The organism is Halomonas jincaotanensis (genome assembly GCF_018448785.1).
Lineage (GTDB): Bacteria > Pseudomonadota > Gammaproteobacteria > Pseudomonadales > Halomonadaceae > Halomonas > Halomonas jincaotanensis.
In genome coordinates this window covers 74,520-98,611 of sequence record NZ_JAHCLU010000006.1, presented here as the reverse complement: position 1 = coordinate 98,611, position 24,092 = coordinate 74,520, and the positions used below count along the sequence as shown (strand labels likewise).

At 58.8% G+C, this 24,092-nt stretch carries 20 protein-coding genes; 10 read left to right on the top strand and 10 right to left on the bottom strand.

Annotation, left to right across the window (positions count from 1 at the left end; all coding sequences use genetic code 11):
• Positions 1-28: 28 nt before the first annotated feature.
• The 3 genes from KG088_RS07060 to KG088_RS07050 all read left to right on the top strand — a co-directional run bounded on the left by KG088_RS07060 (position 29) and on the right by KG088_RS07050 (position 3,637).
• Positions 29-1,120, top strand: coding sequence for a glycosyltransferase family 9 protein (locus KG088_RS07060; RefSeq protein ID WP_213824796.1), 1,092 nt, complete (start codon positions 29-31; stop codon positions 1,118-1,120).
• Positions 1,117-1,878 (top strand): glycosyltransferase family 2 protein, encoded by a 762-nt coding sequence (locus KG088_RS07055; RefSeq protein WP_213824795.1) that lies wholly within the window; start codon positions 1,117-1,119, stop codon positions 1,876-1,878. Before KG088_RS07060 ends, KG088_RS07055 begins: the two co-directional genes overlap by 4 nt.
• 85 nt (positions 1,879-1,963) lie before the next feature.
• Positions 1,964-3,637, top strand: coding sequence for a sulfatase-like hydrolase/transferase (locus KG088_RS07050; RefSeq protein WP_213824911.1), 1,674 nt, complete (start codon positions 1,964-1,966; stop codon positions 3,635-3,637).
• Positions 3,638-3,647: 10 nt separating this feature from the next.
• On the opposite strand, the gene waaF is transcribed toward KG088_RS07050, so the two are convergent.
• Positions 3,648-4,718: a lipopolysaccharide heptosyltransferase II gene (waaF, locus tag KG088_RS07045; RefSeq protein WP_213824794.1), complete on the bottom strand. Its 1,071-nt coding sequence runs from the start codon at positions 4,716-4,718 to the stop codon at positions 3,648-3,650.
• Complete coding sequence (gene rfaD, locus KG088_RS07040) at positions 4,711-5,664, bottom strand: ADP-glyceromanno-heptose 6-epimerase (protein ID WP_213824793.1); 954 nt, start codon at positions 5,662-5,664, stop codon at positions 4,711-4,713. Before rfaD ends, waaF begins: the two co-directional genes overlap by 8 nt.
• A gap of 101 nt (positions 5,665-5,765) precedes the next feature.
• Between rfaD and glyQ the strand changes: the two genes are divergently transcribed.
• From glyQ to gmhB, 3 genes are all read left to right on the top strand, one after another.
• Complete coding sequence (glyQ, locus tag KG088_RS07035; RefSeq protein ID WP_213824792.1) at positions 5,766-6,728, top strand: glycine--tRNA ligase subunit alpha; 963 nt, start codon at positions 5,766-5,768, stop codon at positions 6,726-6,728.
• Positions 6,728-8,794, top strand: a complete 2,067-nt coding sequence (gene glyS / locus KG088_RS07030; RefSeq protein ID WP_213824791.1) for a glycine--tRNA ligase subunit beta — start codon at positions 6,728-6,730, stop codon at positions 8,792-8,794. Before glyQ ends, glyS begins: the two co-directional genes overlap by 1 nt.
• 232 nt (positions 8,795-9,026) lie before the next feature.
• Positions 9,027-9,587 (top strand): D-glycero-beta-D-manno-heptose 1,7-bisphosphate 7-phosphatase, encoded by a 561-nt coding sequence (gmhB, locus tag KG088_RS07025; protein WP_213824910.1) that lies wholly within the window; start codon positions 9,027-9,029, stop codon positions 9,585-9,587.
• A 117-nt stretch (positions 9,588-9,704) separates the two neighbouring features.
• On the opposite strand, the gene gyrB is transcribed toward gmhB, so the two are convergent.
• The 4 genes from gyrB to dnaA form a co-directional block, all read right to left on the bottom strand.
• Positions 9,705-12,125 carry a DNA topoisomerase (ATP-hydrolyzing) subunit B gene (gene gyrB, locus KG088_RS07020; protein ID WP_213824790.1) on the bottom strand — a complete coding sequence of 807 codons (2,421 nt, stop codon included), beginning with the start codon at positions 12,123-12,125 and terminating at the stop codon, positions 9,705-9,707.
• Between the two features lie 11 nt (positions 12,126-12,136).
• Positions 12,137-13,252: a DNA replication/repair protein RecF gene (recF, locus tag KG088_RS07015; protein WP_213824789.1), complete on the bottom strand. Its 1,116-nt coding sequence runs from the start codon at positions 13,250-13,252 to the stop codon at positions 12,137-12,139.
• A 44-nt stretch (positions 13,253-13,296) separates the two neighbouring features.
• Positions 13,297-14,400, bottom strand: coding sequence for a DNA polymerase III subunit beta (gene dnaN / locus KG088_RS07010; protein ID WP_213824788.1), 1,104 nt, complete (start codon positions 14,398-14,400; stop codon positions 13,297-13,299).
• 73 nt (positions 14,401-14,473) lie between these two features.
• A complete protein-coding gene (dnaA, locus tag KG088_RS07005; protein WP_213824787.1) occupies positions 14,474-15,949 on the bottom strand; it encodes a chromosomal replication initiator protein DnaA in 1,476 nt (491 codons plus the stop codon).
• Between the two features lie 533 nt (positions 15,950-16,482).
• Between dnaA and rpmH the strand changes: the two genes are divergently transcribed.
• From rpmH to mnmE, 4 genes are all read left to right on the top strand, one after another.
• Positions 16,483-16,617, top strand: a complete 135-nt coding sequence (rpmH, locus tag KG088_RS07000; RefSeq protein ID WP_213824786.1) for a 50S ribosomal protein L34 — start codon at positions 16,483-16,485, stop codon at positions 16,615-16,617.
• A 13-nt stretch (positions 16,618-16,630) separates the two neighbouring features.
• On the top strand, positions 16,631-17,008 hold the full coding sequence (rnpA, locus tag KG088_RS06995) for a ribonuclease P protein component (RefSeq protein ID WP_213824785.1): 378 nt from the start codon (positions 16,631-16,633) through the stop codon (positions 17,006-17,008).
• Between the two features lie 231 nt (positions 17,009-17,239).
• The gene (yidC, locus tag KG088_RS06990) at positions 17,240-18,922 is read left to right on the top strand and encodes a membrane protein insertase YidC (protein ID WP_213824784.1); all 1,683 of its coding nucleotides are present in this window, start codon (positions 17,240-17,242) and stop codon (positions 18,920-18,922) included.
• Positions 18,923-19,024: 102 nt separating this feature from the next.
• Positions 19,025-20,395 carry a tRNA uridine-5-carboxymethylaminomethyl(34) synthesis GTPase MnmE gene (gene mnmE, locus KG088_RS06985; RefSeq protein WP_213824909.1) on the top strand — a complete coding sequence of 457 codons (1,371 nt, stop codon included), beginning with the start codon at positions 19,025-19,027 and terminating at the stop codon, positions 20,393-20,395.
• Between the two features lie 10 nt (positions 20,396-20,405).
• Here mnmE and KG088_RS06980 read toward each other — a convergent pair whose 3' ends face one another.
• From KG088_RS06980 to rdgB, 4 genes are all read right to left on the bottom strand, one after another.
• On the bottom strand, positions 20,406-21,254 hold the full coding sequence (locus KG088_RS06980; protein WP_213824783.1) for a 23S rRNA (adenine(2030)-N(6))-methyltransferase RlmJ: 849 nt from the start codon (positions 21,252-21,254) through the stop codon (positions 20,406-20,408).
• An 85-nt stretch (positions 21,255-21,339) separates the two neighbouring features.
• Positions 21,340-22,023: an OmpA family protein gene (locus tag KG088_RS06975; RefSeq protein WP_213824782.1), complete on the bottom strand. Its 684-nt coding sequence runs from the start codon at positions 22,021-22,023 to the stop codon at positions 21,340-21,342.
• Positions 22,020-23,243 (bottom strand): radical SAM family heme chaperone HemW, encoded by a 1,224-nt coding sequence (gene hemW / locus KG088_RS06970; protein ID WP_213824781.1) that lies wholly within the window; start codon positions 23,241-23,243, stop codon positions 22,020-22,022. Before hemW ends, KG088_RS06975 begins: the two co-directional genes overlap by 4 nt.
• Positions 23,236-23,853: an RdgB/HAM1 family non-canonical purine NTP pyrophosphatase gene (rdgB, locus tag KG088_RS06965; RefSeq protein ID WP_213824780.1), complete on the bottom strand. Its 618-nt coding sequence runs from the start codon at positions 23,851-23,853 to the stop codon at positions 23,236-23,238. Before rdgB ends, hemW begins: the two co-directional genes overlap by 8 nt.
• Between the last annotated feature and the right edge of the window lie 239 nt (positions 23,854-24,092).

The following is a 24,092-nucleotide window of genomic DNA, read 5'->3' as shown; positions in this document are numbered from 1 at the left end:
TTTCAGGTCGCGGGGCTCGGGAGCCCGAATGGCAACAACGTCTAAAGCGGCTATGAATGACAAGGCGCCTCGCCTGCTGGTGGTCCGCAACGACAAACTGGGCGATTTCATGCTGGCCTGGCCAGCATTGGCCCGCCTGAAGACGGCAAACCCTATGATGCATGTCAGTGTCCTCGTTCCGCCCTACACGGCCCCAATGGCCAGGCTATGCCCATGGATCGACGCCATCATCGTCGATCCGGGCGAGGGTCGGGGGGCCAGGCGCGAACTGCTGGGCCGGTTGCGTAGTGGCCGCTTCGATGCGCTGCTGACGCTCTTCTCCACCCCTCGCGTCGGTTGGCTGGGCTGGCGAGCCGGCATTCCCCTGCGGCTGGCACCGGCCACCAAGTGGGCACAAGTATTCTACAACCAGCGCACCACCCAGCGCAGGTCTCGATCCGAGAAACCCGAATACGTCTACAACCTCGAGTTGGCCGAGGCGTTGCTCGACGCCATGGGCTACGCTCTGCCGGCACGCCCCGCGCCGCCCTACTGGCCGCTGTCCGACGAGAGCCGCAAGGCCTGGCGGGCGCGGCTACGCGAGGAGCGCGGACTGGATACAACGCGCCCCTGGGTCTTCGTGCATGCCGGTAGCGGGGGTTCGGCGGTCAACCTCTCAGCCGAACAGTACGCCCGTCTGATAACGACCATCGACGCGCGCTTGGCACCATCCTGCAGGCCCCTCTGGGTGCTGACCGCGGGTCCCGGCGAGGAGCCTGGCGCACGAGGGCTTCATGAACGGCTGATCGCCGCGGGTCTCGAGGCGACTCTGCACCCGCCTCGGCAAGGACTCGACGAATTCGCCGTGAGCCTGTCGGCCGCCGACCTGGTCATCGCCGGCTCTACCGGCCCGCTGCATATCGCCGGTTGTCTGGATATCCCCACGGCGGGTTTCTATCCGGCCAAGCGCTCTTCCACGCCGCTGCGCTGGCAGACATGCAACCAAGCCGACCACCGCCTGGCCTTCTGTCCTCCTCCCACTGCGGGAGAACAGGACATGTCACGTCTCGATGTCGAATCGGCGGCCCAGAACATCGCCTCGCTTCTTGTATCGTCAACCTCTCGTGAGCCTATCTCATGACGCCCATCACCGGTATTGTCATCACCCTAAACGAACAGTCGCGTATCGCCGACTGTGTGGAATCCCTCAAGCAGGTCTGCGATGAAATCCTCGTGGTCGATTCGCTGAGCCAAGATGACACCGTTCATGTTGCTGAGGCCTGCGGTGCTCGCGTCCTGACCCAGGCGTATCTCGGTGACGGTCCTCAGAAAGCCCATGGCGTCTCCTATGCTTCACACGACTGGATATTGGCGCTGGATGCCGATGAACGGCTGGACAACGATGCCGTGGCGGCCATTCAGGCGCTGCCGCTGGACGACCCGAACATCGCCTATCGCTTCAACCGTCGGAACTTCTGCGGCACCCATTGGGTAAAGGCGGCAGGCTTCTACCCCGACAAGGTCGTCAGGCTTTATAACCGGACCACCTCGGGCTACCTGCCGAAGAAAGCACACTCCTCGGTAGCATCTCCACGTGTCGAAGACACCGGCACGCACATTCGCCATTTCACCTACGAGAACCTGTCACACTGGATGCAACGCATCGATCAGCTGTCGACTCGCGATGCGTGGGCCATGAAGGAGCGGGGAGTCGGCCCCTCGCCATGGCGTCCAACGTTGCATGCAAGCAGTGCCGTGATTCGCAAGTTGTTCCTCAAGGGTGGCATTCTGCAAGGCACTGATGGCATGACCGTCACGATCACCACAGCATTTCATGCTTTCATGAAATACGCCAAGCTCAATGAACTACACGAGCAGGAACGCCTCGAGCGGAAGTGACTCGCGTCGATGGCCACCGGCCGGGACTGCCCTATACCGCCCGGCCTTGGTAAGCTGACAGGAAATTCATTCCGGCGCCATGGTCATGCCTCTCCCTGCAATATTTTCTTGTGCTCGCCAACCACGCTGGTGGGCACTCCTGATCATTGGCTCATGGATTGCACATTCCGTTGCGACCCTGAGCCTGCTACCGCCCTGGACAATGGTGCCAGTACTGGCTGGCTGGCTCGGCCTGGGCTGGCTGTTTCGCTGGGGGGCACCACGTCGTCCACGCGAACCGACCCGCGTCTGGCCCTGGTCATTGTTGCCGATCGCGATCGGGGGGCTCTATGTCTATCTGGCCGACAGCTTCGGTGATGTCGATCTCGGTGCGGTCTTTTTCCATCTCCAGGCCGGTATGGAAGATCATGGCGGCGCCGATCGCAATATCGCCGCTGTGCTCTATACCTTCTCCATGGTCTTGCTGCTGATCGCATTTACCTGGCTGATCCGGGTCGACCACCGTTGGCGACTAAGCGAAAGACCATTAGCCTTGCTTTTATTGGCCAGCAACCCGCTGTTTTATGGGGTAGGCCAGCGCAGTGCTTCGATCGTCACCGATGACGGCGCCTGGCTGGAACGGCGCTATGTCGCGCCAGTCATTAACGAGGCCCCTGCTGACCCTCCCAACCTGCTGTTACTGTATCTGGAAAGTATTGAGCGCACCTATGCCGATACCGAGCGCTTTGGCGATGCCTATGCTGACCTGGCCGCGCTTGGTCAGCGAGCGCGCGTCTTCGAAGGTATCCAGCAGCTCGATAATACTGGCTGGACAATGGCCGGCATGATCGCCACCCAGTGCGGGGCACCCCTCATGCCCGCTGGCCTGCTCCATGACAGTCAGTTCGAGCCCCTGGGCAAGGTGGTGCCCGGTGTGGATTGCCTCGGTGACCTGCTCGATGAGCAGGGCTACCATCTCACCTATATGGGAGGCGCCAGCACCGCGTTTGCCGGCAAGGGCATCTTCTACGAGGATCATGGCTTCGACCGTGTAATGGGCCGAGAGGAGCTGTCGCCTCGACTGGACGACCCCGACTACCTCAATAACTGGGGATTATACGACGACACGCTTTACGACATCACCGTGGAAGAAGTGCGTCAGCTCAGCCAGGGCGAGGCCCCGTGGGCCATCGTCAACCTGTCTCTCACCGGCCATGCGCCGGAAGGTTATCCGGCGCGTCGCTGTGAACAGCGCCAAGGGGACTACGATGGCATCGACATTCTGTACTCGGTGAAGTGTTCGGCCTGGCTAGCGCGTGATCTGATCGACAGACTGGAAGACGAGGGCTTACTGGAAAACACGCTGGTGGTGATCGCAAGCGACCATTTGACGATGCGGGTTTCGGCCTGGGAGCAATTGGTCAGTGGCGAGCGCTACAATACCTTCATGCTGCTCGGCAATGATGTGCCACCAGGTAACGTCGATCGCTCCGCGTCGACGCTCGATGTCTTTCCTACCATACTCGAGGCGATGAGCTTCGAAATCGATGAGCATCGCGCCGGCCTCGGCGTTTCACTGTTGTCTCCTTACCCAACACTGGTGGAGCAGCATGGCGTCGAGAACGTCAATACTCGAATGCGCGAGGAAACTGCGCTTCAGAATCGGCTCTGGGAAGGTTTGGTACCGGAACAACAACACGATGAGGAGGCTTCTACTACCGAACAGGTCGTCGAGACTCCGGAAGACGCTACCGGCGAGCAACCCGCCGACGTTCAGTAATCATCACGTCTCAGCCACGGGCGATGACCGACCCGGAAGACAGAATCGACGCCAGGACGCGTTCAGGGGGCATCTGGACTAGGCAATGGGTATGGCCCAGCGGGCAGGTGCGAGCGAAGCAGGGAGAACAGACAAGCTCAAGCGTGTGAATCTCGGCACTGCGTGTCAGTGGTGGCGTATATCTCGGTGAAGACGACCCATACAATGCCTGGATCCGGGTGCCCACCGCCGCGGCAACATGCATCAGGCCCGAGTCGTTGGTCACCACCTGCCAACAATCTGCCAACAGATCGACAGCATCTTCCAAGCGGGTGCGCCCGCACAGGTTGTGCACATGGGGCTGCCCCTCGCTGATCAGATCGCCAGCCGCAACGTCCTTCCCCCCCCCCAATACACGCACCTCGAAGCCTTCGGCGCTGAGTCTGCCCGCCAGCTCACGGAAATAGGCGAGTGGCCACTGCTTCGCCGGGCCATATTCCGCACCAGGCATCATGCCAATGGCCGGGCGTGACGACAGCCCAAGGGCCAACCGTTTTTCCACCAGGTTATCGGGATCCACCGTCAGCCACGGATGCGGGAGGGGAAAGTTTCCCGTTGCGGCCTCATCGGCAGGGACCCCCAAGGCCACGAAACGCTTGACGGTCTGGTCCAGCACCGTCTTGTCCAGAGGGCGACGATCGTTGAGCAAGCCGTATCGCTGCTCGCCAGTAAACCCGGTACGACGAGGAATACGGGCCAGGTAGGGGACCAGCGCCGACTTCCATGAACGCGGTAACACGATGGCACGCTCGAAGCGGCCACGCAGCTGCCGGGCAAGCAAGCGCCGAGCCCGCCAGCCAAATTCACCGTGAGCGGCCTCGAGGCTGGCCACTTCGTCGACTTCTGCCATGCGCGCAAGAATAGGCCTCGACCAGCCAGGCGCGACCACGCCAATAAAGCAACCGGGATGTCGAGCCTTCAGGGTCATCAGCAGGCTCTGGGCCATGACCATATCCCCCACCCAGGATGGCCCCACCACCAGAATCCGTTCACCCGATGCGCTCGATGAAGGATCAAGCAAGGATGCGGTTGCATCATCCATGCAACCACTCCAGATAGGCTTTCACCCCCTCCGCCACGGTGCGAAATTTTCCGTCGTAACCGGCCTTGCGCAGCTTAGTGATATCGGCGCAGGTATAGCTCTGGTAGCGCCCCTTGAGCTCCTCGGGAAAATCGATGTAATCGATCTTCCCACGGCCATAATAATCAATTACTGCCTGACCGATCGCCTTGAAAGGCTCGGCGCGGCCGGTTCCCAAGTTGAAGATCCCCGACACCTCGGGGTGGTCGAAAAACCAGAGATTAACGTCGACCACGTCGCCCACATAGACGAAATCCCGGCTCTGCATCCCGGCGTCGAAACCATCCCAGGCCCCGAACAGCTTCAGGTCTGCCCCGGCGCTGATCTGGCTATGATGGTGAAAGGCGACGCTCGCCATCTTGCCCTTGTGCTGCTCTCGAGGGCCGTAGACGTTGAAGTAGCGAAACCCCACCACTTGGCTAGTGAAATCGTCGTGCCGGGTACGTACGTACTGGTCGAACAGGAGCTTGGAATAGCCGTAGACGTTGAGCGGCTTCTCGTGCTCTGGCGCTTCGACGAACACCTCGCTGCCGCCATAGGTGGCGGCCGACGAGGCATACAGAAAGGGAATGCCGACGTGCTGGCAGTAACGCAGCAAGACCTTGGAATACTCGAAATTGTTCTCGAGCATGAAACGGCCATCCCACTCGGTGGTATCGGAGCAGGCTCCTTCGTGGAAGATCGCCTCGATGGGCGGCAGGCCAGACGGCTGGCCATGCAGTACCGCCTTGACCCTCGCTAAGAAGTCGTCCTTATCGAGGTAATCGCCAAGGGTGCAATCGGCCAGGTTAACGAATTTGGTGCCGTCGCTGAGGTCGTCGACCACCAGCACCTCGTGGCCACGGGCAGTGAGAGCCTTGACCAGATTGGCGCCGATGAAGCCGGCACCGCCTGTCACTACGATCATGGGGAGTCCTCGTTGCGGCGCAGCGGCCTGCGCCTATAACCGATCTGCCTGTGATTGTATACTTGACGCCCAGTGAATTCATGGCCAACGGTGCTTTTGCAATGACACAGTCAACGCCAGACGTGGCAACCTTCCAGGGCCTGATCCTCGCCCTGCAACAGTACTGGGCCGAACAGGGTTGCGTGATCCTGCAACCCCTGGACATGGAAGTCGGAGCCGGCACCTTCCATCCGGCCACTTTCCTGCGCTCCATCGGTCCCGAAACCTGGAACGCCGCCTACGTGCAACCCTCCCGTCGGCCTACCGATGGTCGCTATGGCGAGAACCCCAACCGCCTGCAGCACTACTATCAGTTTCAGGTCGTCATGAAACCCTCCCCCATCGACCTTCAGGAGCGTTACCTGGGCTCATTGAAGCACCTGGGGCTCGACCCGCTAGTCCATGACATCCGCTTCGTCGAGGACAACTGGGAATCGCCTACCCTCGGCGCCTGGGGCCTGGGCTGGGAGGTCTGGCTCAACGGCATGGAAGTGACCCAGTTCACCTACTTCCAGCAGGCCGGCGGCCTCGAGTGCTACCCCGTCACCGGCGAGCTGACCTATGGGCTCGAGCGCATTGCCATGTACCTGCAGGATGTCGATAGCGTCTATGACCTGGTATGGACCGTGGCGCCGGATGGCACCCGCGTGACCTATGGCGATGTCTATCTACAGAACGAGCGTGAGCAATCGGCCTACAACTTCGAGCATGCCGACGTGGACTTCCTGTTCGCGGCCTTCGATCACCAGGAGCGTGAATGCGGCAAGCTGCTCGAGGCGAACCTGCCGCTCCCCGCCTACGAACAGGTGCTCAAGGCCTCGCATACCTTCAACCTGCTCGATGCCCGCCACGCCATCTCGGTCACCGAGCGTCAGCGCTACATCCTCCGCGTGCGCACGATGGCACGAGATGTAGCCCGCGCCTATTACCAGTCGCGCAAGGCCGCCGGCTTTCCGCTGGCCCCCGCCGCACTGCGTGATGAATGCCTCGCCGAAGAACCGCTTACCGAAGAGGGAAATGCTTGATGGCTGCCAACACCCTACTGGTTGAACTGGGCGTCGAGGAGCTGCCACCGAGCGCCATCGACCTGCTCTCTGACTCCCTCGCCGACGGCATTCGCCGCGGACTCGACGAGGCCGACGTCCAATACGGCGCGGTGAGGGCCTATGCCAGCCCGCGCCGCCTTGCCGTGCAGATCGTCGAGCTGGCCGACAAGCAGCCCGACCGCGAGGTCGAGCGACGCGGGCCCGCACTGGCAGCCGCCTTCAAGGAGGGCCTGCCCACCAAGGCCGCCGAGGGGTTCGCGCGCTCTTGTGGCGTCGCGGTTGACCAGCTGATTCATCTCGAGACCGACAAGGGCATCTGGCTCGGCTATCGTGAGCAGCAACGAGGCGAAACGACCTCGAGCCTGCTGCCAGGCATCGTCGACAAGGCCTTCACCTCCCTCCCGGTACCCAAGAACATGCGCTGGGGCAGCTCGCGGGTAGAGTTTTCTCGTCCCGTGCATTGGCTGGTGATGCTCTACGGCCATGAGGTGGTCGAAGGCGAGTCGCTGGGTCTGAGCGCCGGTCGGATGACGCGTGGTCATCGCTTTCATGCTCCCGAGCCCATTGAGCTGACGCACGCCGATGATTACCTGAGCGTGCTCGAGAACGCCTGGGTACTGGCGGATCGCGGCAAGCGGCGTGAACGGATCCGCGAACAGGTCCTCGCCGAGGCCGAGGTACAAGATGCCACGGCGGTCATCGACGAGGCATTGCTCGTCGAGGTAAGCGGTCTGGTGGAGTGGCCCGTGGCCCTGACCGGCAGCTTCGACGAACGCTTCCTCGAGGCGCCGTCCGAGTGCCTGATCTCCTCGATGAAAGCCAACCAGAAATACTTCCACCTTCTCGATGCCGATGGCCGCCTCAGGCCGTCATTCATCACCATCTCGAACATTGACAGCGAAGATCCGGAGCAGGTGATCCAGGGCAATCAGAAGGTGATCCGCCCCCGCCTGGCCGATGCCGCCTTCTTCTACGCCACCGATCGCAAACGCCCCCTCGCCGACCGTGCCCCGGCGCTTGCTGGTGTGGTCTTCCAGAAGCAGCTCGGCTCGCTGGCAGACAAGGCGCACCGCAATGCCGAGGTAGCGGCCTTCATCGCCGAGCGCATCGGTGGCTCTGCCGCCCAGGCACGCCGCGCAGCGGCGCTCGGCAAGTGCGATCTGGTCACCGAGATGGTGCTCGAGTTTCCTGAGCTTCAAGGCATCATGGGCCACTATTATGCCGCACAGGACGGTGAGCCCCACCAGGTCGCCAAGGCACTGGAAGAGCAATACCTGCCGCGCTTTGCCGGTGACACGATCCCCGACAGCGACACCGGCAAGGCCCTGGCGCTGGCTGACCGGCTCGACACCCTCACAGGCATCTTCGGCATCGGGGCACGACCGAGCGGCACCAAGGACCCCTTTGCGCTGCGCCGCGCAGCGATTGGCGTGCTGAACATTCTCGTCAAGGGCGAGCTGGACCTGGATCTCCGCGAGCTGCTCGAGCTGGCCGTCGCTCAGCATCAAACGCTCGTCGATACCCACAAGCTGGTCGATGAGGTTCTCGATTATATGCTCGATCGCTTCCGTGCCTGGGGACACGAGGAAGGCATCGAGACAGAAATTTACTTGGCTGTTCGCGCCCGGCCCGTGACCCACCCACTGGATTTCGCACGGCGGCTGCGCGCCGTTCAAGCCTTCACCCAGCGCGATGAAGCCGCGGCACTCGCCGCTGCCAACAAACGCGTGTCGAACATCCTCGCCAAGCAGGACGTTGGCGATGTCGCTGACGTCGAGCCGGGGCTGTTGCAGGAAGCCGCCGAGAAGGCTCTCTACGAGGCCGTGATGAGCTGCCAGCACTCGGTGATGCCCTTGTTCGCCGAAGGACGCTACCATGAAGCACTGGACGCTCTGGCCAGTCTGCGCACACCTGTCGATGATTTCTTCGATCAGGTCATGGTCATGGCCGATGACGAGGCCGTTCGCCATAATCGACTGGCCCTATTGGCAAGCCTTCAGGCGTTATTTTTAGAAGTGGCCGATATCGCTCAGCTTCAGCAATAACGACTGACTAAGTCGATCGACCGGGCCATCGAGGACAGACTTCGGTGGCCCTTTTCATGAAGCTTCATCCCGCCTCAGTTAGCCCTCCGACACCTCCTTCGCTGTTTCACGTGAAACATTGCTTCGTATCTTCACGGTCGAGGGATGCCCTATATCGCTCCGCTATAGCACCAAGATGTTTCACGTGAAACACTTTATCCATTCCTTCCATATCAAATGCAGTGACGACTTTATGCATTCTCGCACTCCAGAGAGACTGGTTATCCTCGACCGCGATGGTGTCATCAATCAAGACTCCGACGAATACGTCAAGTCATTCGAGGAATGGCATCCTTACCCGGACGCCATAATGGCTATCGCCAGGCTAAGTCAGGCTGGCTGGCATGTGGCAATCGCAACGAACCAATCCGGCATCGCACGTGGTTATTATGATGTGGCAACACTTGAAGCCATCCATACAGAATTGAGGCGCCGCGTTGGCGACGCTGGGGGTGAGATTGCTCACATCGCCTACTGTCCACACGGGCCCGACGATCATTGCGAATGCCGGAAACCACTCTCCGGTCTTCTCGTGCAGATACGCGAGGCGTTGCACCTGGAGAGTCTTGAGGGTTGTTGGATGGTCGGTGACAGCCTTCGCGACCTTCAGGCCGGCGAATACGAGGGGTGTCAAAGCGTACTGGTGAGAACCGGGAAGGGGCGGCGCACAGAGGTCAATGGAAAAGGCCTGGGGAAAACGATGATCTTCGATGACCTATCCGCTTTTGTGAACTGGCTGCTGGGTGATGGATAAAGCCAAGGCTAATATTAATGCCTAAACAGAATCCGGCCCGTTGTGACGAAACGGGCCGGATTCTATTGATAAAGCGATCAATGTTCCACGTGAAACATCATACCTGTCGGGCAGGGCTCAAACGTCCAGATTGGCTACCAAGGCAAACCGCTCGATAAAATCCCGACGAGGCTCGACTTCATCACCCATCAACGTATTAAACATCATGTCGGCGGCGACGGCATCCTCGATGGTAACTCGAAGCATGCGCCTCGTTTCGGGATCCATGGTGGTATCCCACAGCTGATCAGGGTTCATTTCACCGAGCCCCTTGTAGCGCTGGATGGAAAGCCCTCGCTGCGCCTCATTCATCAACCACTCAAGAGCGTCGTAGAAGGTCAACACTGTCTTTTGCCGCTCGCCGCGGGCAATGTAGGCGCCTTCTTCCATTAATCCGTCGAGAGTTTCACCCAGACCAGTGATTGAACGGTAATCCGCGCTGGTGAAGAAATCGATCCCCCATACGTAGTCAGTGGTAACGCCGTGTGCAGCCAGTGTGACCGCTGGCAGGAACAGCCCGCGTTCTGCATCTTCCTCGATGTGGAAGGTATAACGCGGCCCGCCTTCGTAGGCGACCAGGGTATCCATCTCGGCCTGTAGGTCTTTGATCCAATTCTGGATCGTCACACGATCTCGCAACGCGGCTTCACCATCGAGACGAGCGGCATGCACGATCTTGCGCAGCACCTCGTTGGGATAGACGCGTGAGAGACGATCGATCCGCTTCATGACGTCGCGGTACTGGTTGACGATGGCTTCGAGCTGAGCGCCAGCAATACCCGGTGCGTCCGCGTTGACATAGAGACGCGCACCATCCAGAGCGGTGGCCGTCAGGTAGTCGATCATCGCCTGCTCGTCCTTAAGGTAGAGCTCCTGCTTGCCACGCTTGATCTTGTAGAGAGGCGGCTGGGCGATGAAGACATGCCCACGCTCGATCAGTTGGGACATCTGCCGGAAGAAGAACGTCAGCAGCAGGGTCCGGATATGCGAGCCATCGACATCGGCGTCCGTCATGATGATGATGGAGTGATAACGCAGCTTGTCGGGGGTGAATTCCTCGCGCCCAATCCCGCAGCCAAGCGCCGTAATCAAGGTTCCCACTTCGGCCGACGACAACATCTTGTCGAACCGCGCCTTCTCGACGTTAAGAATCTTGCCCTTGAGCGGCAGGATCGCTTGGGTACGCCGGTCACGGCCCTGTTTAGCGCTACCCCCGGCCGAATCACCCTCAACCAGAAACAACTCGGAGAGGCTTGGGTCCTTCTCCTGGCAGTCAGCCAGCTTGCCGGGTAGCCCAGCGATATCCAGGGCGCCCTTGCGGCGCGTCATGTCGCGCGCCTTGCGGGCGGCTTCGCGGGCACGGGCCGCATCGAGCATCTTGTTGACGATCGATTTGGCCTCGTTGGGCTTCTCGATCAGATACTCCGAGAACAGACGACCCATCTCCTGCTCCACCGCTGTCTTCACTTCGGAAGACACCAGCTTGTCTTTGGTCTGAGACGAAAACTTGGGATCGGGCACCTTTACCGAAATAATCGCCGTCAGGCCTTCACGCGCGTCATCGCCCGAGGTGTTGATCTTAGACTTCTTGAGCAAGCCTTCGGCCTCGATGTAATGATTGAGGCTACGTGTCAGCGCAGCACGAAATCCGGCCAGGTGAGCACCCCCGTCGCGCTGAGGTATGTTGTTGGTATAGCAGAAAATATTCTCGGTAAACGAGTCGTTCCACTGCATTGCCACTTCGACACCCACACCATCGTCTCGCTCGGCATTGAAGTGGAAAACTGGATTCAACACTGTCTTGTTGGTGTTCAAGTAGTCAACAAATGCCTTGAGCCCACCGTCGTAGTGAAAGAGCTCTTCCTTACCGCTACGCTCATCGAGCAGACGGATAGCAACACCAGAGTTAAGGAACGAAAGCTCTCTCAACCGCTTGGCCAAGATATCGTAGTGAAACTCGATATTGTTAAAAGTGTCTGTCGAGGGTCTGAAGTGTACCCGTGTACCACTTTTCTCGGTTGTTCCGACGACTGATAGTGGTGAGATCGGGACCCCATGGTGATAGATCTGCTCATGCACCTCGCCTGCACGCCAAATCGTCAGTTTCAGCTCTTCCGACAGCGCATTGACTACCGAAACGCCGACACCGTGCAGACCACCGGATACCTTGTAGGAATTGTCATCAAACTTACCCCCTGCATGGAGAACCGTCATAATGACCTCTGCTGCCGAGACTCCTTCGCCCTCGTGCATATCGGTGGGAACACCGCGACCGTTATCGCTGACAGTGATCGACTCGTCGGGATGAATTAATACACGTATTTCACTGCAATGCCCCGCCAACGCTTCATCGATGGAATTATCCACCAGCTCGAAGACCATATGGTGAAGCCCGGTACCATCATCAGTATCGCCGATGTACATTCCCGGTCGCTTGCGTACTGCATCCAATCCCTTGAGCACTTTAATGCTCGTTGAGTCGTAAGCATGTTCGCTCATTGACTACTCCATCATAAAGTCTGTCTGTCAAAGGGCAGCAAGCGTCCTGCTCCTTTCTCGGAGTGTTCCACGTGAAACATCTCCACTGATGTGTCGGATCGCCATAGGTCTGTCAGCACACCATGTTCAACACTGGTGATGAAAACCTGGCAATGCATTCTTTCGAGCCAACCGCAGAAGGCACGCCGATGATGGCCATCGAGTTCCGCGGGAAGATCGTCGATCAAGTAAATGCAGGTGCGACCAGTGCTCGCTTCGAGGAGCCGTCCTTGGGAAAGCTTCAAGGCACTAACGACCAGCTTCTGCTGACCGCGAGACAATACCTCAACAGCGGGACGCCGCGCCAAGCGTATGCGTAGATCCGCGCGTTGAGGCCCCTGCTGCGTGAAACCCATCTGACGATCTGTTTCACGTCCCAGACGGAGGATGTCGGCGAGCTCGCGTCGAGCATCCCATCCGCGGGAGTAACGAAGCTCGAGGCCTTGCAAGGGCAACAGACCGTCTAAGGTATTCTCGAAGACCGGCAGGAAAGCCGCCATCCAATCACGGCGCATGGCGTCGATCCGCTCACTCCAATGCACCAACTCATGCTCCCAAACCGACATAGAAGCATCGTGTATTCTACCATGCCTGAGCAGGGCGTTCCGATGTTTGAGAGCCCGGCGAACCCGATGCCAGGCATCAAGGAACTCATGTTTCACGTGAAACACACCCCAATCGAGAAACTCCCGCCGAGCAGACGGGGCACCTTCCAGAAGGCGGAAAGCATCGGAATTGATCAGCTGAAGCGGCAGAAGGTCGACCAGTTCGGCAATGCGGTTGATTCGCTCACCGGCAATGCGTATCTCGAGTTCACTGGCCTTGCGATGACGGCGTACACCGAAGGGAGTTGGTGGGTCGCCGACGAATCGTCCATGAACAGTCAAGGCCTCAGCATCGTGGCAGATGGCATGGCGAAGTTGGCGGGTGCGGAAGGAGCGACCCATGCCAAGTATATGAATACCTTCGAGAAGGCTTGTCTTGCCGCTACCATTGGGACCACTAACAAGGTTGATCCTCGGCCCGGGTCTCAGGTCGAGGATCTCAAGATTACGCAGGCCCTGGAAAACAAGACGATCGAGAGGCACGAGGAAGTCCGTTAGGCGACGCTGGGGAAGCGCCACTATTCCACTTAGAGGCGCATTGGCATGACGACATACAGCGCATCGCCGCCGCCAGGCTCTTCTAGCAGAGCACTACTGTTGGAGTCGGCGAGCGTCATCTGGACGCGATCCTCGTCCAATACACCCAGCACATCGACCAGATACCCGACATTGAAGCCAATTTCCATCGCCGGGCCTGAATACTCAATGGCCACATTCTCTTCGGCTTCTTCCTGCTCAGGGTTATTCGCCATCACCTTGAGGTTGGCCTCCTCCAAGTGAAGGCGGACACCCCGATACTTTTCGTTGGACAGAATCGCCGTGCGTGACAGCACCCGACGCAACTCGGTACGATCGGCAATCAGCACCTTGTCGCCGCCCTTGGGGACCACACGTTCATAATCGGGGAACTTGCCATCCACCAGCTTAGACGTGAACGTGAAATCACCGGTGTGCGCACGCAGGTGGTTGGAGCCTAAGGTCAGCGTAACGGGCTCATCACTGTCGTCCAGCAGCCTGGCGAGCTCGATAATGCCCTTACGCGGTACGATCAATCGCTGTGGCGTCTCAACGTGTATTTCCGCCGGACGCGCGCACACGGCCAGACGGTGGCCATCGGTGGCCACAGCACGCACCAGATTGGAACGTAGCTCAAGCAGCATACCGTTGAGATAATAGCGAACATCCTGCTGCGCCATCGCAAAGGACGTCGTGTCGATCAGCTGCTTGAGTGTTCCTCGCGGCAGACTCAGCTCGGTACTCCCCTCGCTCTCTTCAATGTTGGGAAATTCGGCGGCGGGAAGCGTCGACAAGGTAAATCGCGAGCGACCGCTACGCAGTACGGCACGCCCATCTTCCAGTGCGAGCTGAATATCGGCCTGCTCCGGCAACGACTTGCAGATATCCATCAGTTTGCGAGCTGGCACTGTAACGGCACCGGGGGTCTCTACCAGGCTAGCGACGGTGCGCCCGATCAGCTCGACCTCAAGATCGGTGCCGGTTAGTGCCAACTGATCGTTATCGACCTGAATGAGCACATTGGACAACACCGGCAAGGTCTGGCGACGCTCCACTACGCCGGCAACCAGCGTCAACGGGCGCAGCAGAGCTTCTCGGGAGATGGAAAATTTCATGTCAGCTCCACATCTTGTGCTGATAGGGGTGATGACCGGTACATAGCGGCCAACTGAGCGGGGTTACTGATGTTCAGCTCGTCAATAACCGCAGCAGATTCTTGTAGTCTTCGCGGATATCCGCGCTTTCTTCCTGCAAGGATTTCACTTTGCGGCAGGCATGCAAGACGGTGGTGTGATCACGCCCCCCAAAAGCATCGCCGATCTCCGGCAAACTGTGATTGGTCAGCTCCTTGGCTAGCGCCATGGCGACCTGACGAGGCCTGGCCACTGAACGCGAACGCCGCTTGGACAAGAGATCGGAAAGCTTAATCTTGTAATATTCGGCTACGGTACGCTGGATGTTATCGACGCCAACCTGCTTGTCTTGTAACGCCAACAGATCCTTGAGTGACTCACGAATGAAATCTTGAGTGATCGGTTTACCCATGAAATGGGAGTCGGCAATCACCTTTTTCAGGGCGCCTTCCAGCTCACGCACGTTGGAGCGTATTTTCTGAGCAATAAAAAAGGCTGCATCATTTGGCAGATCGACCTTCGCCTGGTCGGCCTTCTTCATCAGAATCGCCACACGCGTCTCGAGCTCGGGAGGCTCAATGGCAACTGTTAAACCCCATCCAAAACGTGACTTGAGACGTTCCTCTACACCGCTGATTTCCTTGGGATAACGATCCGAGGTCAGGATCATTTGTTGGCCACCTTCAAGAAGAGCGTTGAAGGTGTGGAAGAACTCTTCTTGTGAACGCTCCTTACCGGCGAAGAACTGAATATCATCGATCAGTAAAGCATCGACACTACGGTAGAAACGCTTGAAGTCATTGATGGCGTTGAGCTGAAGTGCCTTGACCATGTCGGCCACGAAACGCTCGGAATGCAGGTAAATCACTTGCGCATTCTCACGTCGAATGGACAGAGCGTTGCCCACTGCATGCATTAGGTGCGTCTTGCCCAAGCCTACGCCACCGTAAAGGAACAATGGGTTATAAGCTCCGCCGGGATTCTCGGAAACCTGTCGAGAAGCCGCTCTGGCAAGCTGATTCGATTTACCCTCAACGAAGGTTTCGAAGGTGAAATTAGGATTAAGGCCACTGTGATGCTTGAGGCCACCCTCCACCTGTACCTGCCGCTCTGCGGGCCGACGCGTCCCCTCCTGTTCCTCGCGTAGCACGTCTATCTCACGCTCATCATCTCTCGTACCCCGCCTCGGCGTTCGCACCGAGGGCGTTCCGGGTTGTTGCTGGACTGGTGGTGTCGCTGATACGGGGTTGCCGAGATCGCGCGGCTGAGGGGGGGTAGTTCGACGGCGACTGCCCACCGTCAACACTACTTTCGGGGGCTTGGCCGGCGAGAGATCTCGCATCAGCTCACTGATACGCTTGGCATACTTGTCGCTGACCCAGTCACGGACAAACCGATTCGGCGCCAGCAGACACAGCTCATTGGCCTCGCCTTCTTCCGCCTGCAGGGGACGGATCCAGGTATTGAACTGCTGTGAGCTCAATTCGTCCTGTAGGGAGTCCAGACATTGTTGCCAAAGCGCAAGCGACACGCGACCTCACCATTGATCGGAAAACGGCCGAGTATTGTATCGTCCAGCAGCAAAGTTATCCACACGAGCCCTGCCTTGCGATAGATTGTGGAAAACGACATCCTCTAAAAGCCGCATCCTAAGACAAACCAGGCACCTCTCTTCGATTACGCACCGCCTCACGTGTGAATCACATTCACCGCTCAGAGCATCGGATAAGGATGGTCAAGCTACAATTGTATGCTTTGTTCACAAAACAAATAACACATTAAATTACTGATAATTAAAATATTTTACGCTTTATCAACAGAAAAGATCCCCAGCATTGTCCGTGCAGCCACCTGTGCCGGATGCCGAGCCAGCCTTTCACTCGCGGGTTTCGTCGATGTTTCTCCTGGCCTGATCTCAGCATATCGACAAGAAGAATTGCACCCGCGCAGCGAAATCACTACAATTTCCGGTCTTGAGTCAAACGACCCCTGATACCCTAACGGGTAGCTCAGATGTCTCGAACTTGCCGATTTGTCTAAAAAATCACGTGGGAATAACCAGTTATGAAGCGCACTTTTCAACCTAGCGTTCTCAAGCGCAAGCGTGTGCACGGCTTTCGTGCTCGCATGGCAACCAAGAACGGTCGCGCCATTCTGGCACGTCGTCGCGCCAAGGGTCGCAAGCGTCTAAGCGCCTGAACGCGGCTCATTAGTGTCTCGTCAGAGCTTCCCTCGGTGTCTTCGCTTGCTGAACGCCGAGGAGTACAGGAATGTATTCGACAAAGCTGTTTACAAGGTTCATGGCAAAGGGCTAATGGCCTTGGCCATGCCCAATGAATTGGGTCATCCTCGGCTCGGGCTGATCGTGAGCAAGAAGAACGTTCGACGTGCCGTTGATCGCAACCGCTTCAAACGGTTAGTCCGTGAGTCGGTGCGTTTGCAACAAGGCCGTTTGCCCGCTGTGGATATTGTCGTATTGGCCAAGCGAGGGGTCCAGGAGCTGGATAATGACACCTTGCATCGTCAGATCCACGGTATGTGGCGACGCCTTGAGCGTGATGCACGCAATGCGTCATTGATAACGACCTAAAGCGATAAACCTCGTGCGACCACCGTTACCACCACGTCTCAGTCAAGCCAATCGACAGCCTCATGGAGACTGTATGACGGCCCTTATCCGGAACCGCCTGTTTGCTAGCGCACCAAGCGAAGTATCGTCGCGACCGACATGCAGCCTGCCCCTGCCAGGCTTTTGCGTCTATCAGGCATGCAGCCGCAAGATGGCTATCGGAATGTTAACCCCCCATCGGGCAGATCCCTCATGGACGTAAAACGACTCCTATTGCTGGTTCCTCTGGCACTGCTCGCCTATTTGCTGGTGGTGCAGTGGAATCAGGATTACGGGCAAGTGACCACGCTGCCCGACGCCCCGGCCATTTCCGGCGACGAGCAGCGCGAACCTGCTGACACCAACGGAGGTGACCTGGCGGTCCCCTCGACCTCCTCGAGCCAGGATCAAGGTGCCGAGGCAATGCCCGACGCCCCGGCCACCGACAATACCCGCGATCTGGTAGCAGTGGTCACTGATGTGCTCGACGTACGAATCGACCCTCAAGGGGGCGATATCGTTTACGCGGCGCTTCCCGACCATCGCCTCACGCTGGACTCCGATCGGCCTTATGTTCTGCTCTCCGACAGCCAGACGCGCAGCTATGTGGCCCGCTCCGGCCTCCAGTTGGAAGGCCACGAGGGACGCATCGCGTTCAGTGCCGAGCAGAACGAGTATCGCATGACGCAGGATGACGATCGCCTGGAGGTGGATCTGACTGCCGAGGTAAACGGTGTCGACATCACTAAACGGCTGACGTTCGAGCGCGGGGACTATGCAGTTGACGTCGAATATTTTCTGACCAACAACACCGAAGAGGCCCTGACGACCCGCTTCATTGGCCAGTTGGCCCGCGATGAGAGCCCGGATCCCACCAGCGGTCCTGCCATGGGGATGAGCTCCTACCTGGGAGCCGCCTATTCCTCGCCAGAGGACCGATACCAGAAGATCGACTTCGATGCCATCAAGAGTGGCGACTTCCCCAACCGGGATGCCGAAGGTGGCTGGGTCGCCATCATCCAGCACTACTTCGTGTCCGCCTGGGCACCACCCCAAGATCAGCAAAACCTCTACTACGCGACGACCGACTCGCAGAATCGTAATGTCGCCGCCTTCGCTGGTGCGACCCAGAACCTGGCAGCCGACGGACAGGCACGCCTCGGCGCCACCCTGTATATGGGCCCCAAGGTTCAGGACTATCTCGAACAGGTGGCGCCCAACCTTAAACTGACCGTCGATTTCGGTTGGCTATGGTTCATTGCCAATCCGTTGTTCTGGCTTCTCGATCAGATCCATGACCTGCTCGGCAATTGGGGTTGGTCCATCGTGGTTCTGACTATCGTGGTCAAGCTGGCACTGTGGCCTCTCTCCGCCAAGGCCTACAAGTCCATGGGTCGCATGCGCAAACTGGGTCCGGAGATGCAACGTCTCAAGGAACAGTACGGCGACGATCGCCAGAAGATGTCCCAGGAGATGATGAAGTTCTACCAGAAGGAGAAGATCAATCCTCTGGGTGGTTGTTTGCCGATCCTGGTGCAGATGCCGGTCTTCATTGCCCTGTACTGGATGCTGCTGGAATCAGTGGAACTACGTCATGCGCCGTTCATCTTCTGGATTCAAGATTTGTCGGTGAAGGACCCCTACTTCATCCTGCCGATCCTGATGGGCGCCTCGATGTTCGTCCAACAGCAGCTCAACCCGACGCCGCCGGACCCCATGCAGGCGAAGATCATGAAGATGCTGCCAATCGTCTTCACTTTCTTCTTCCTGTGGTTCCCGGCTGGTCTGGTCATCTACTGGGTGGTCAACAACTGCATCTCGATTGCCCAACAGTACGTGATCACGCGCAAGATCGAGAGGGACCCCAGCATCGGCAAGGGCCTAAAGACCAAATAGGCCTCACCCTGCTGTCCACCTCCAGGCCCCCGCCTTTGTGCGGGGGCCTGGTGTTTGTGACAAACGATACCGACAATGGCGCTGCACCCCGAGGAGAAGACGATGCCGGACATGCTTTATCGTCAGGACACCATCGCGGCTCTCGCCACCCCGCCGGGACGCGGTGGTGTGGGCATCATCCGTGTTTCCGGACCGACCTGCAGCAAGATAGCAGCGGCCATGCTGCCTCATACCCCAACCCCTCGTCAGGCGCAGTACGGCCCCTTCTACGGCGAGACAGCCATTCTCGACGAGGGCATCGCCCTGTTCTTTCCTGGGCCTCGCTCCTTCACCGGTGAAGACGTGCTGGAACTGCAGGGCCACGGGGGCCCCGTGATCATGGACCTGCTGCTGGAGCGCTGTGTTCAATTAGGCGCGCGCCTGGCGCGCCCCGGCGAATTCTCCGAACGCGCCTTTCTCAATGACAAGCTCGACCTGGCCCAGGCCGAGGCCATCGCTGATCTCATCGAAGCCAGCTCACGCGCCGCCGCCGAGAATGCCTTGCGCTCACTGCAGGGTGAGTTTTCACATCGTGTGCAGGCGCTGGTCCAGCGACTCATCGAACTGCGTATTTATGTCGAGGCGGCCATCGATTTTCCCGAGGAAGAGATCGATTTCCTGGGCGATGGCAAGGTCGCCGAAATGCTCCAGGTTGTCATCAAGGAACTTGGCCAGGTGCGCATCGCCGCGGGTCAGGGGGCGCTGATGCGCGAGGGTATGAACGTGGTGATTGCCGGACGCCCCAACGCCGGTAAGTCCAGCCTGCTCAATGCGCTGACCGAACATGAAACTGCCATCGTCACCGCAATCGAGGGCACCACGCGTGACGTGCTTCGCGAGCAAATTCACCTCGACGGCATGCCCTTGCATATCATCGATACGGCCGGGTTGCGGGACACGCCAGACGCCGTCGAGAAGATCGGCGTGGCCCGCGCCTGGGCCGAGATCGAAAAAGCTGATCGTATCCTGCTGCTGGTGGATGCCAGCACCACGACGGAAATCGACCCCAGGGCCATCTGGCCCGACTTTGTTGATCGCCTGCAGGACGCCTCACGTCTTACGCTGGTGCGCAACAAGATCGATACCAGCCGAGAAGCGCCGGGAGTCAGCGTATCAGCGGCAACGCCGATCGTGCGGCTCTCGGCGAAGACCGGCGCCGGGGTGGAAACGCTGAAGGAGCATCTCAAGGCGGTGATGGGCTATTCCATGACCACAGAGGGTCGCTTCTCAGCCCGGCGACGCCACTTGGACGCCTTGGACCGCGCGAAGCAAGCGCTGACTAACGGCGAGAGTCAATTACGTGGCTTTGGCGCCGGTGAACTGCTCGCCGAGGATCTGCGAGATGCCCAGCAAGCATTGGGCGAGATCACCGGGGAATTCAGCGCCGACGACCTGCTCGGCGAGATTTTCGGAAGTTTCTGCATCGGCAAGTGAGGCCATCTGGCTACTCGACTACCCACCAATCATGCTGGTAGCGAACCGCTTCGCCGAGCAGAAGCGTGATAGCGCTCATGGCCGTGACAAGGCGCTCCTCCAGTCCCCAGGGCGGATTGATCACCAGCATCCCGCTACCCTGCATCCCATGCTGTTGGCCCAGGGACGCCGGGCGGATAAGCTCGCTGCGCCACACCTTGCGCAGGCCGCCTGTTCGCAGGGCATCAAGCAATTCCCGGTGCCGGCCTGATGGCAGTAGTGGATACCAGATCAGCAACACTGCATGGCGCACCTTGGCCATGGCCTTGATGGCTGTCCTGGCCACCTCGTCATACTCGTCCTTGCGCTCGTAACTCGGGTCGATCAGCACGCACAGCCGTGGCGTCTTCACCGGTAGTCGCCGATCCAGTTCCTTGAGTCCATCGCCGTGCAATCGCTGCACGTTGGATGGCAGGGACTGCTGCATTAGATGACCATGCTCCACTGGGTGCAGTTCGATGAGCTTGAGACTGTCCTGTTGCCGCAGCCGATCGGATAACCACCAAGGTGAGCCGGGATAGTAGTCGAGCCGGTTATCCTGATCCTGGACCCGACCCAGCGCCGAGAGCCACTCGCCGAGCAGCGGCGTCTCGCTGAGACGGTTCCGCGCCTGCCAAAGCCGCACGACGCCGTCTTGGTATTCCTGGAGCCTCGCCGTCTCCTCGGCTGCCAAGGGATAGAGACCGCGACCTGCATGGGTATCGATATAGGTGATCGGAGAGGCTTTTCGCAGCAGGTGGTCGATGACAGCAAACAGCGTCAGATGCTTGTGAACATCGGCGAAGTTACCGGCGTGGTAGGCATGCTGGTAGGAAAGCATGTATGGATACTCATATAGCGGAAAGCGAAGGGGCCCGCCACTTTGATAGTGGCGGGCCCCATGCGTCCAGTCTTTCTGGACCCAATTATTGCTGCTCGAAGCGGTCCTGAATCGGCGTCAAGGTAATCTCGACCCGACGGTTCTGAGCACGCCCCTGCTCATTGTCGTTGCTCGCCACCGGCTGGCTTTCCCCGTACCCGGTCATATTGAGACGATCGCGTGTAACACCGGACTGAGACAAATAGTTACCCACCGCCTGGGCACGACGCTCGGACAACTGCTGATTGTAGCTGTCATTGCCAGTACTGTCGGTATGCCCAGCAATATTGACACGCGTATCCGGATACTGCTGAAGGACCGACCCCACATCATTCAAGGCAGTGCGTGCACTCGAGGTAAGTTCGCTGGAATCAAAGCCGAAGGTCACGCTGCTCGGCATGTTGAGCACAATATCGTCGCCGCGACGATCCACCTCGATTCCGGTGCCTTGCACGCTTTGGCGCAGTTGGTTTTCCTGGCGATCCATGTAGGCGCCCACACCGCCGCCGGCAGCGGCACCCACGGCCGCCCCGATCAGCGCACGATCACGGCGGCTCGTGCTGCCGTCGCCACTAAGCGCACCGGCTGCCGCTCCCACTGCCGCACCAACCGCCGCCCCGACGCCAGTCTTGTTGCGCTGGGTCTGGCCGGAATAGGGGTCGGTGGTGGCGCAACCGGCAATCAGAAGCGCGGCCGCCAGCGGGGCTATCAAGCGTAATACGTTGGTCATGAAGTCAGTCTCTCTCGGGTTGACGAATGTCTCGCGTTGCTGACCGGCTCGTCACTGATCATGGTCAGCAAATCGTTCAAGAATAGTAGTCCCTGCGGGGATGTCTGCAGCCGGTCGCTGTCTTGCACCAGAAGTCCTTTTTCACGAGCCGACACCAGACGCTTGGCGAGCTGCGTCGCTTCACGGCCAGTATATGCTTCCCAGCTCGACATGGGCACTCCCTCAACAAGGCGCAGCGCATTCATGGCGAACTCCAGGGGCAGCTCATGCTCGACGACAGGCTGACTCCCGGCAACGAAGCCTCGCAGATCGTTCAGGCGCTGCAGGTAGGAATCCGGTTGTCGCACCTTCCAGCGCCGCTCGATATGCAAGCCATCTACACCAGACATGCTGAGCTTGCCATGCGCCCCGGCCCCGATACCGAGATAGTCGCCGAACTGCCAGTAATTGACATTGTGCTGCGCGCGTCGCCCCTGACGCGCATAGGCGGATATCTCGTAACGCACCAGGCCAGCCTCATGCAGACGTTCATGGCCCAGATCCTGGATATCCCACAACACTTCTTCTTCCGGCAGCACAGGGGGCGAGGAATAAAATTCGGTGTTGGGCTCAAGCGTCAGTTGATACCAGGAGAGATGTTCGGGCGAGAGTGACAACGCATGTTCGATGTCGTCCAGCGCCAACTCAGACGTCTGACCCGGTAGCCCATGCATCAGGTCCAGATTAAGGTTATCAAAGCCAGCCTGGCGAGCCTCCCGCACAGCTACCACCGCGTCGTCACCGGAGTGGATGCGGCCCAGCGCATACAGCTGGGCATCCTGAAAGCTCTGAATTCCTAGCGACAGACGATTGATACCCGCCGAGCGGTAGCCCGCAAAACGACCGCGCTCCAGAGTGCCGGGGTTGGCTTCGAGGGTAATCTCGCACCCTTTGGTCAAGGGTAAGCGGCGCTTTATGGCAGTAATAAGCTGCTGGTAGAAGTCAGCCGACATCAAGCTCGGCGTTCCCCCACCGATGAAAATGCTGACCAGCTGTCGACCCGTCACCAGCGACAAATCAGCATCTAGATCGGCTATCAAGGCGTCAAGATAGGCCGTCTCGGGAGGCTCGGCGCCACGGCCCATTCCATGGGAATTGAAATCGCAGTAGGGGCACTTGCGCACGCACCAAGGCACGTGGACATAGAGCGAAAGCGGGGGTAGCGGGGTCAACTCAGTCATGCACGACACCTGATAAAGGATGGCCCAAGGCTTGCACCAATGCCTGAAGCGCTCGTCCACGATGACTCAGCCGGTTCTTTTCATCAGCCGAGAGTTCGGCGGCACTCATACCAAGCTCCGGCAACCAGAACAAGGGATCGTAGCCAAACCCGCCATCTCCACGAGGATGAGCGAGAATCTCGCCTTCCCACGCCTGCTGCACAATGCATGGCACCGGGTCCTCAGCATGGCGCAGATACACCAGCACGCACCAATAGCGACCCTCACGGCTTCCCTCGGGAACCTCAGACAACCTATCGAGTAATAGCGCGTTGTTGCGTGCGTCGCTTCTCGGCTCACCGGCAAAGCGAGCGGAGTAGATTCCTGGGCTACCATTCAGGGCATCGACTTCCAGTCCGGAGTCATCCGCTAACGCAGGCAAACCACTAACCCGACAGGCATGGCGAGCCTTGAGCAGGGCGTTTTCGACAAACGTGAGACCCGTCTCCTCAATATCTGTCACGCGAAAGTTTAATTGAGGGAGTACTTCGAGTCCCAGCGGAGCGAGCAGTCGATGGAACTCACGCAATTTACCGGCATTGCCGCTGGCCAGCACCAGAGGATTGGACATCGTCACAGGGCTCTCAGCAGGGACAGAGGGGCCATTCTACGGGCCCGACACCAGCAGGGAAACGTCGGGGCAGCATGAGGGTGTTACTGAAAGCGACTTGGACGAAACGATAGGGGCCGTTGGCCAGGCACAAAACGGGATAGAATGAGGGCGAGTCACAAAAAAGTTCAACCATTTTTGTAACAACCCACCTTAAATCAATTTTTCTAATATAATGTTAAGCATATGATTTATAATGA

What these genes read in the sequence shown, in the direction of transcription:
- yidC (WP_213824784.1), top strand. Translation starts at nt 17,240, where the DNA reads ATGGACGTAAAACGACTCCTATTGCTGGTTCCTCTGGCACTGCTCGCC.
- rpmH (WP_213824786.1), top strand. Translation starts at nt 16,483, where the DNA reads ATGAAGCGCACTTTTCAACCTAGCGTTCTCAAGCGCAAGCGTGTGCAC.
- rfaD (WP_213824793.1), bottom strand. Translation starts at nt 5,664, where the DNA reads ATGATCGTAGTGACAGGCGGTGCCGGCTTCATCGGCGCCAATCTGGTC.
- dnaN (WP_213824788.1), bottom strand. Translation starts at nt 14,400, where the DNA reads ATGAAATTTTCCATCTCCCGAGAAGCTCTGCTGCGCCCGTTGACGCTG.
- KG088_RS07060 (WP_213824796.1), top strand. Translation starts at nt 29, where the DNA reads ATGGCAACAACGTCTAAAGCGGCTATGAATGACAAGGCGCCTCGCCTG.
- hemW (WP_213824781.1), bottom strand. Translation starts at nt 23,243, where the DNA reads ATGACTGAGTTGACCCCGCTACCCCCGCTTTCGCTCTATGTCCACGTG.
- mnmE (WP_213824909.1), top strand. Translation starts at nt 19,025, where the DNA reads ATGCCGGACATGCTTTATCGTCAGGACACCATCGCGGCTCTCGCCACC.
- KG088_RS07055 (WP_213824795.1), top strand. Translation starts at nt 1,117, where the DNA reads ATGACGCCCATCACCGGTATTGTCATCACCCTAAACGAACAGTCGCGT.
- KG088_RS06975 (WP_213824782.1), bottom strand. Translation starts at nt 22,023, where the DNA reads ATGACCAACGTATTACGCTTGATAGCCCCGCTGGCGGCCGCGCTTCTG.
- waaF (WP_213824794.1), bottom strand. Translation starts at nt 4,718, where the DNA reads ATGGATGATGCAACCGCATCCTTGCTTGATCCTTCATCGAGCGCATCG.
- gmhB (WP_213824910.1), top strand. Translation starts at nt 9,027, where the DNA reads ATGCATTCTCGCACTCCAGAGAGACTGGTTATCCTCGACCGCGATGGT.
- gyrB (WP_213824790.1), bottom strand. Translation starts at nt 12,125, where the DNA reads ATGAGCGAACATGCTTACGACTCAACGAGCATTAAAGTGCTCAAGGGA.
- KG088_RS06980 (WP_213824783.1), bottom strand. Translation starts at nt 21,254, where the DNA reads ATGCTTTCCTACCAGCATGCCTACCACGCCGGTAACTTCGCCGATGTT.
- glyS (WP_213824791.1), top strand. Translation starts at nt 6,728, where the DNA reads ATGGCTGCCAACACCCTACTGGTTGAACTGGGCGTCGAGGAGCTGCCA.
- glyQ (WP_213824792.1), top strand. Translation starts at nt 5,766, where the DNA reads ATGACACAGTCAACGCCAGACGTGGCAACCTTCCAGGGCCTGATCCTC.
- rdgB (WP_213824780.1), bottom strand. Translation starts at nt 23,853, where the DNA reads ATGTCCAATCCTCTGGTGCTGGCCAGCGGCAATGCCGGTAAATTGCGT.
- KG088_RS07050 (WP_213824911.1), top strand. Translation starts at nt 1,964, where the DNA reads ATGCCTCTCCCTGCAATATTTTCTTGTGCTCGCCAACCACGCTGGTGG.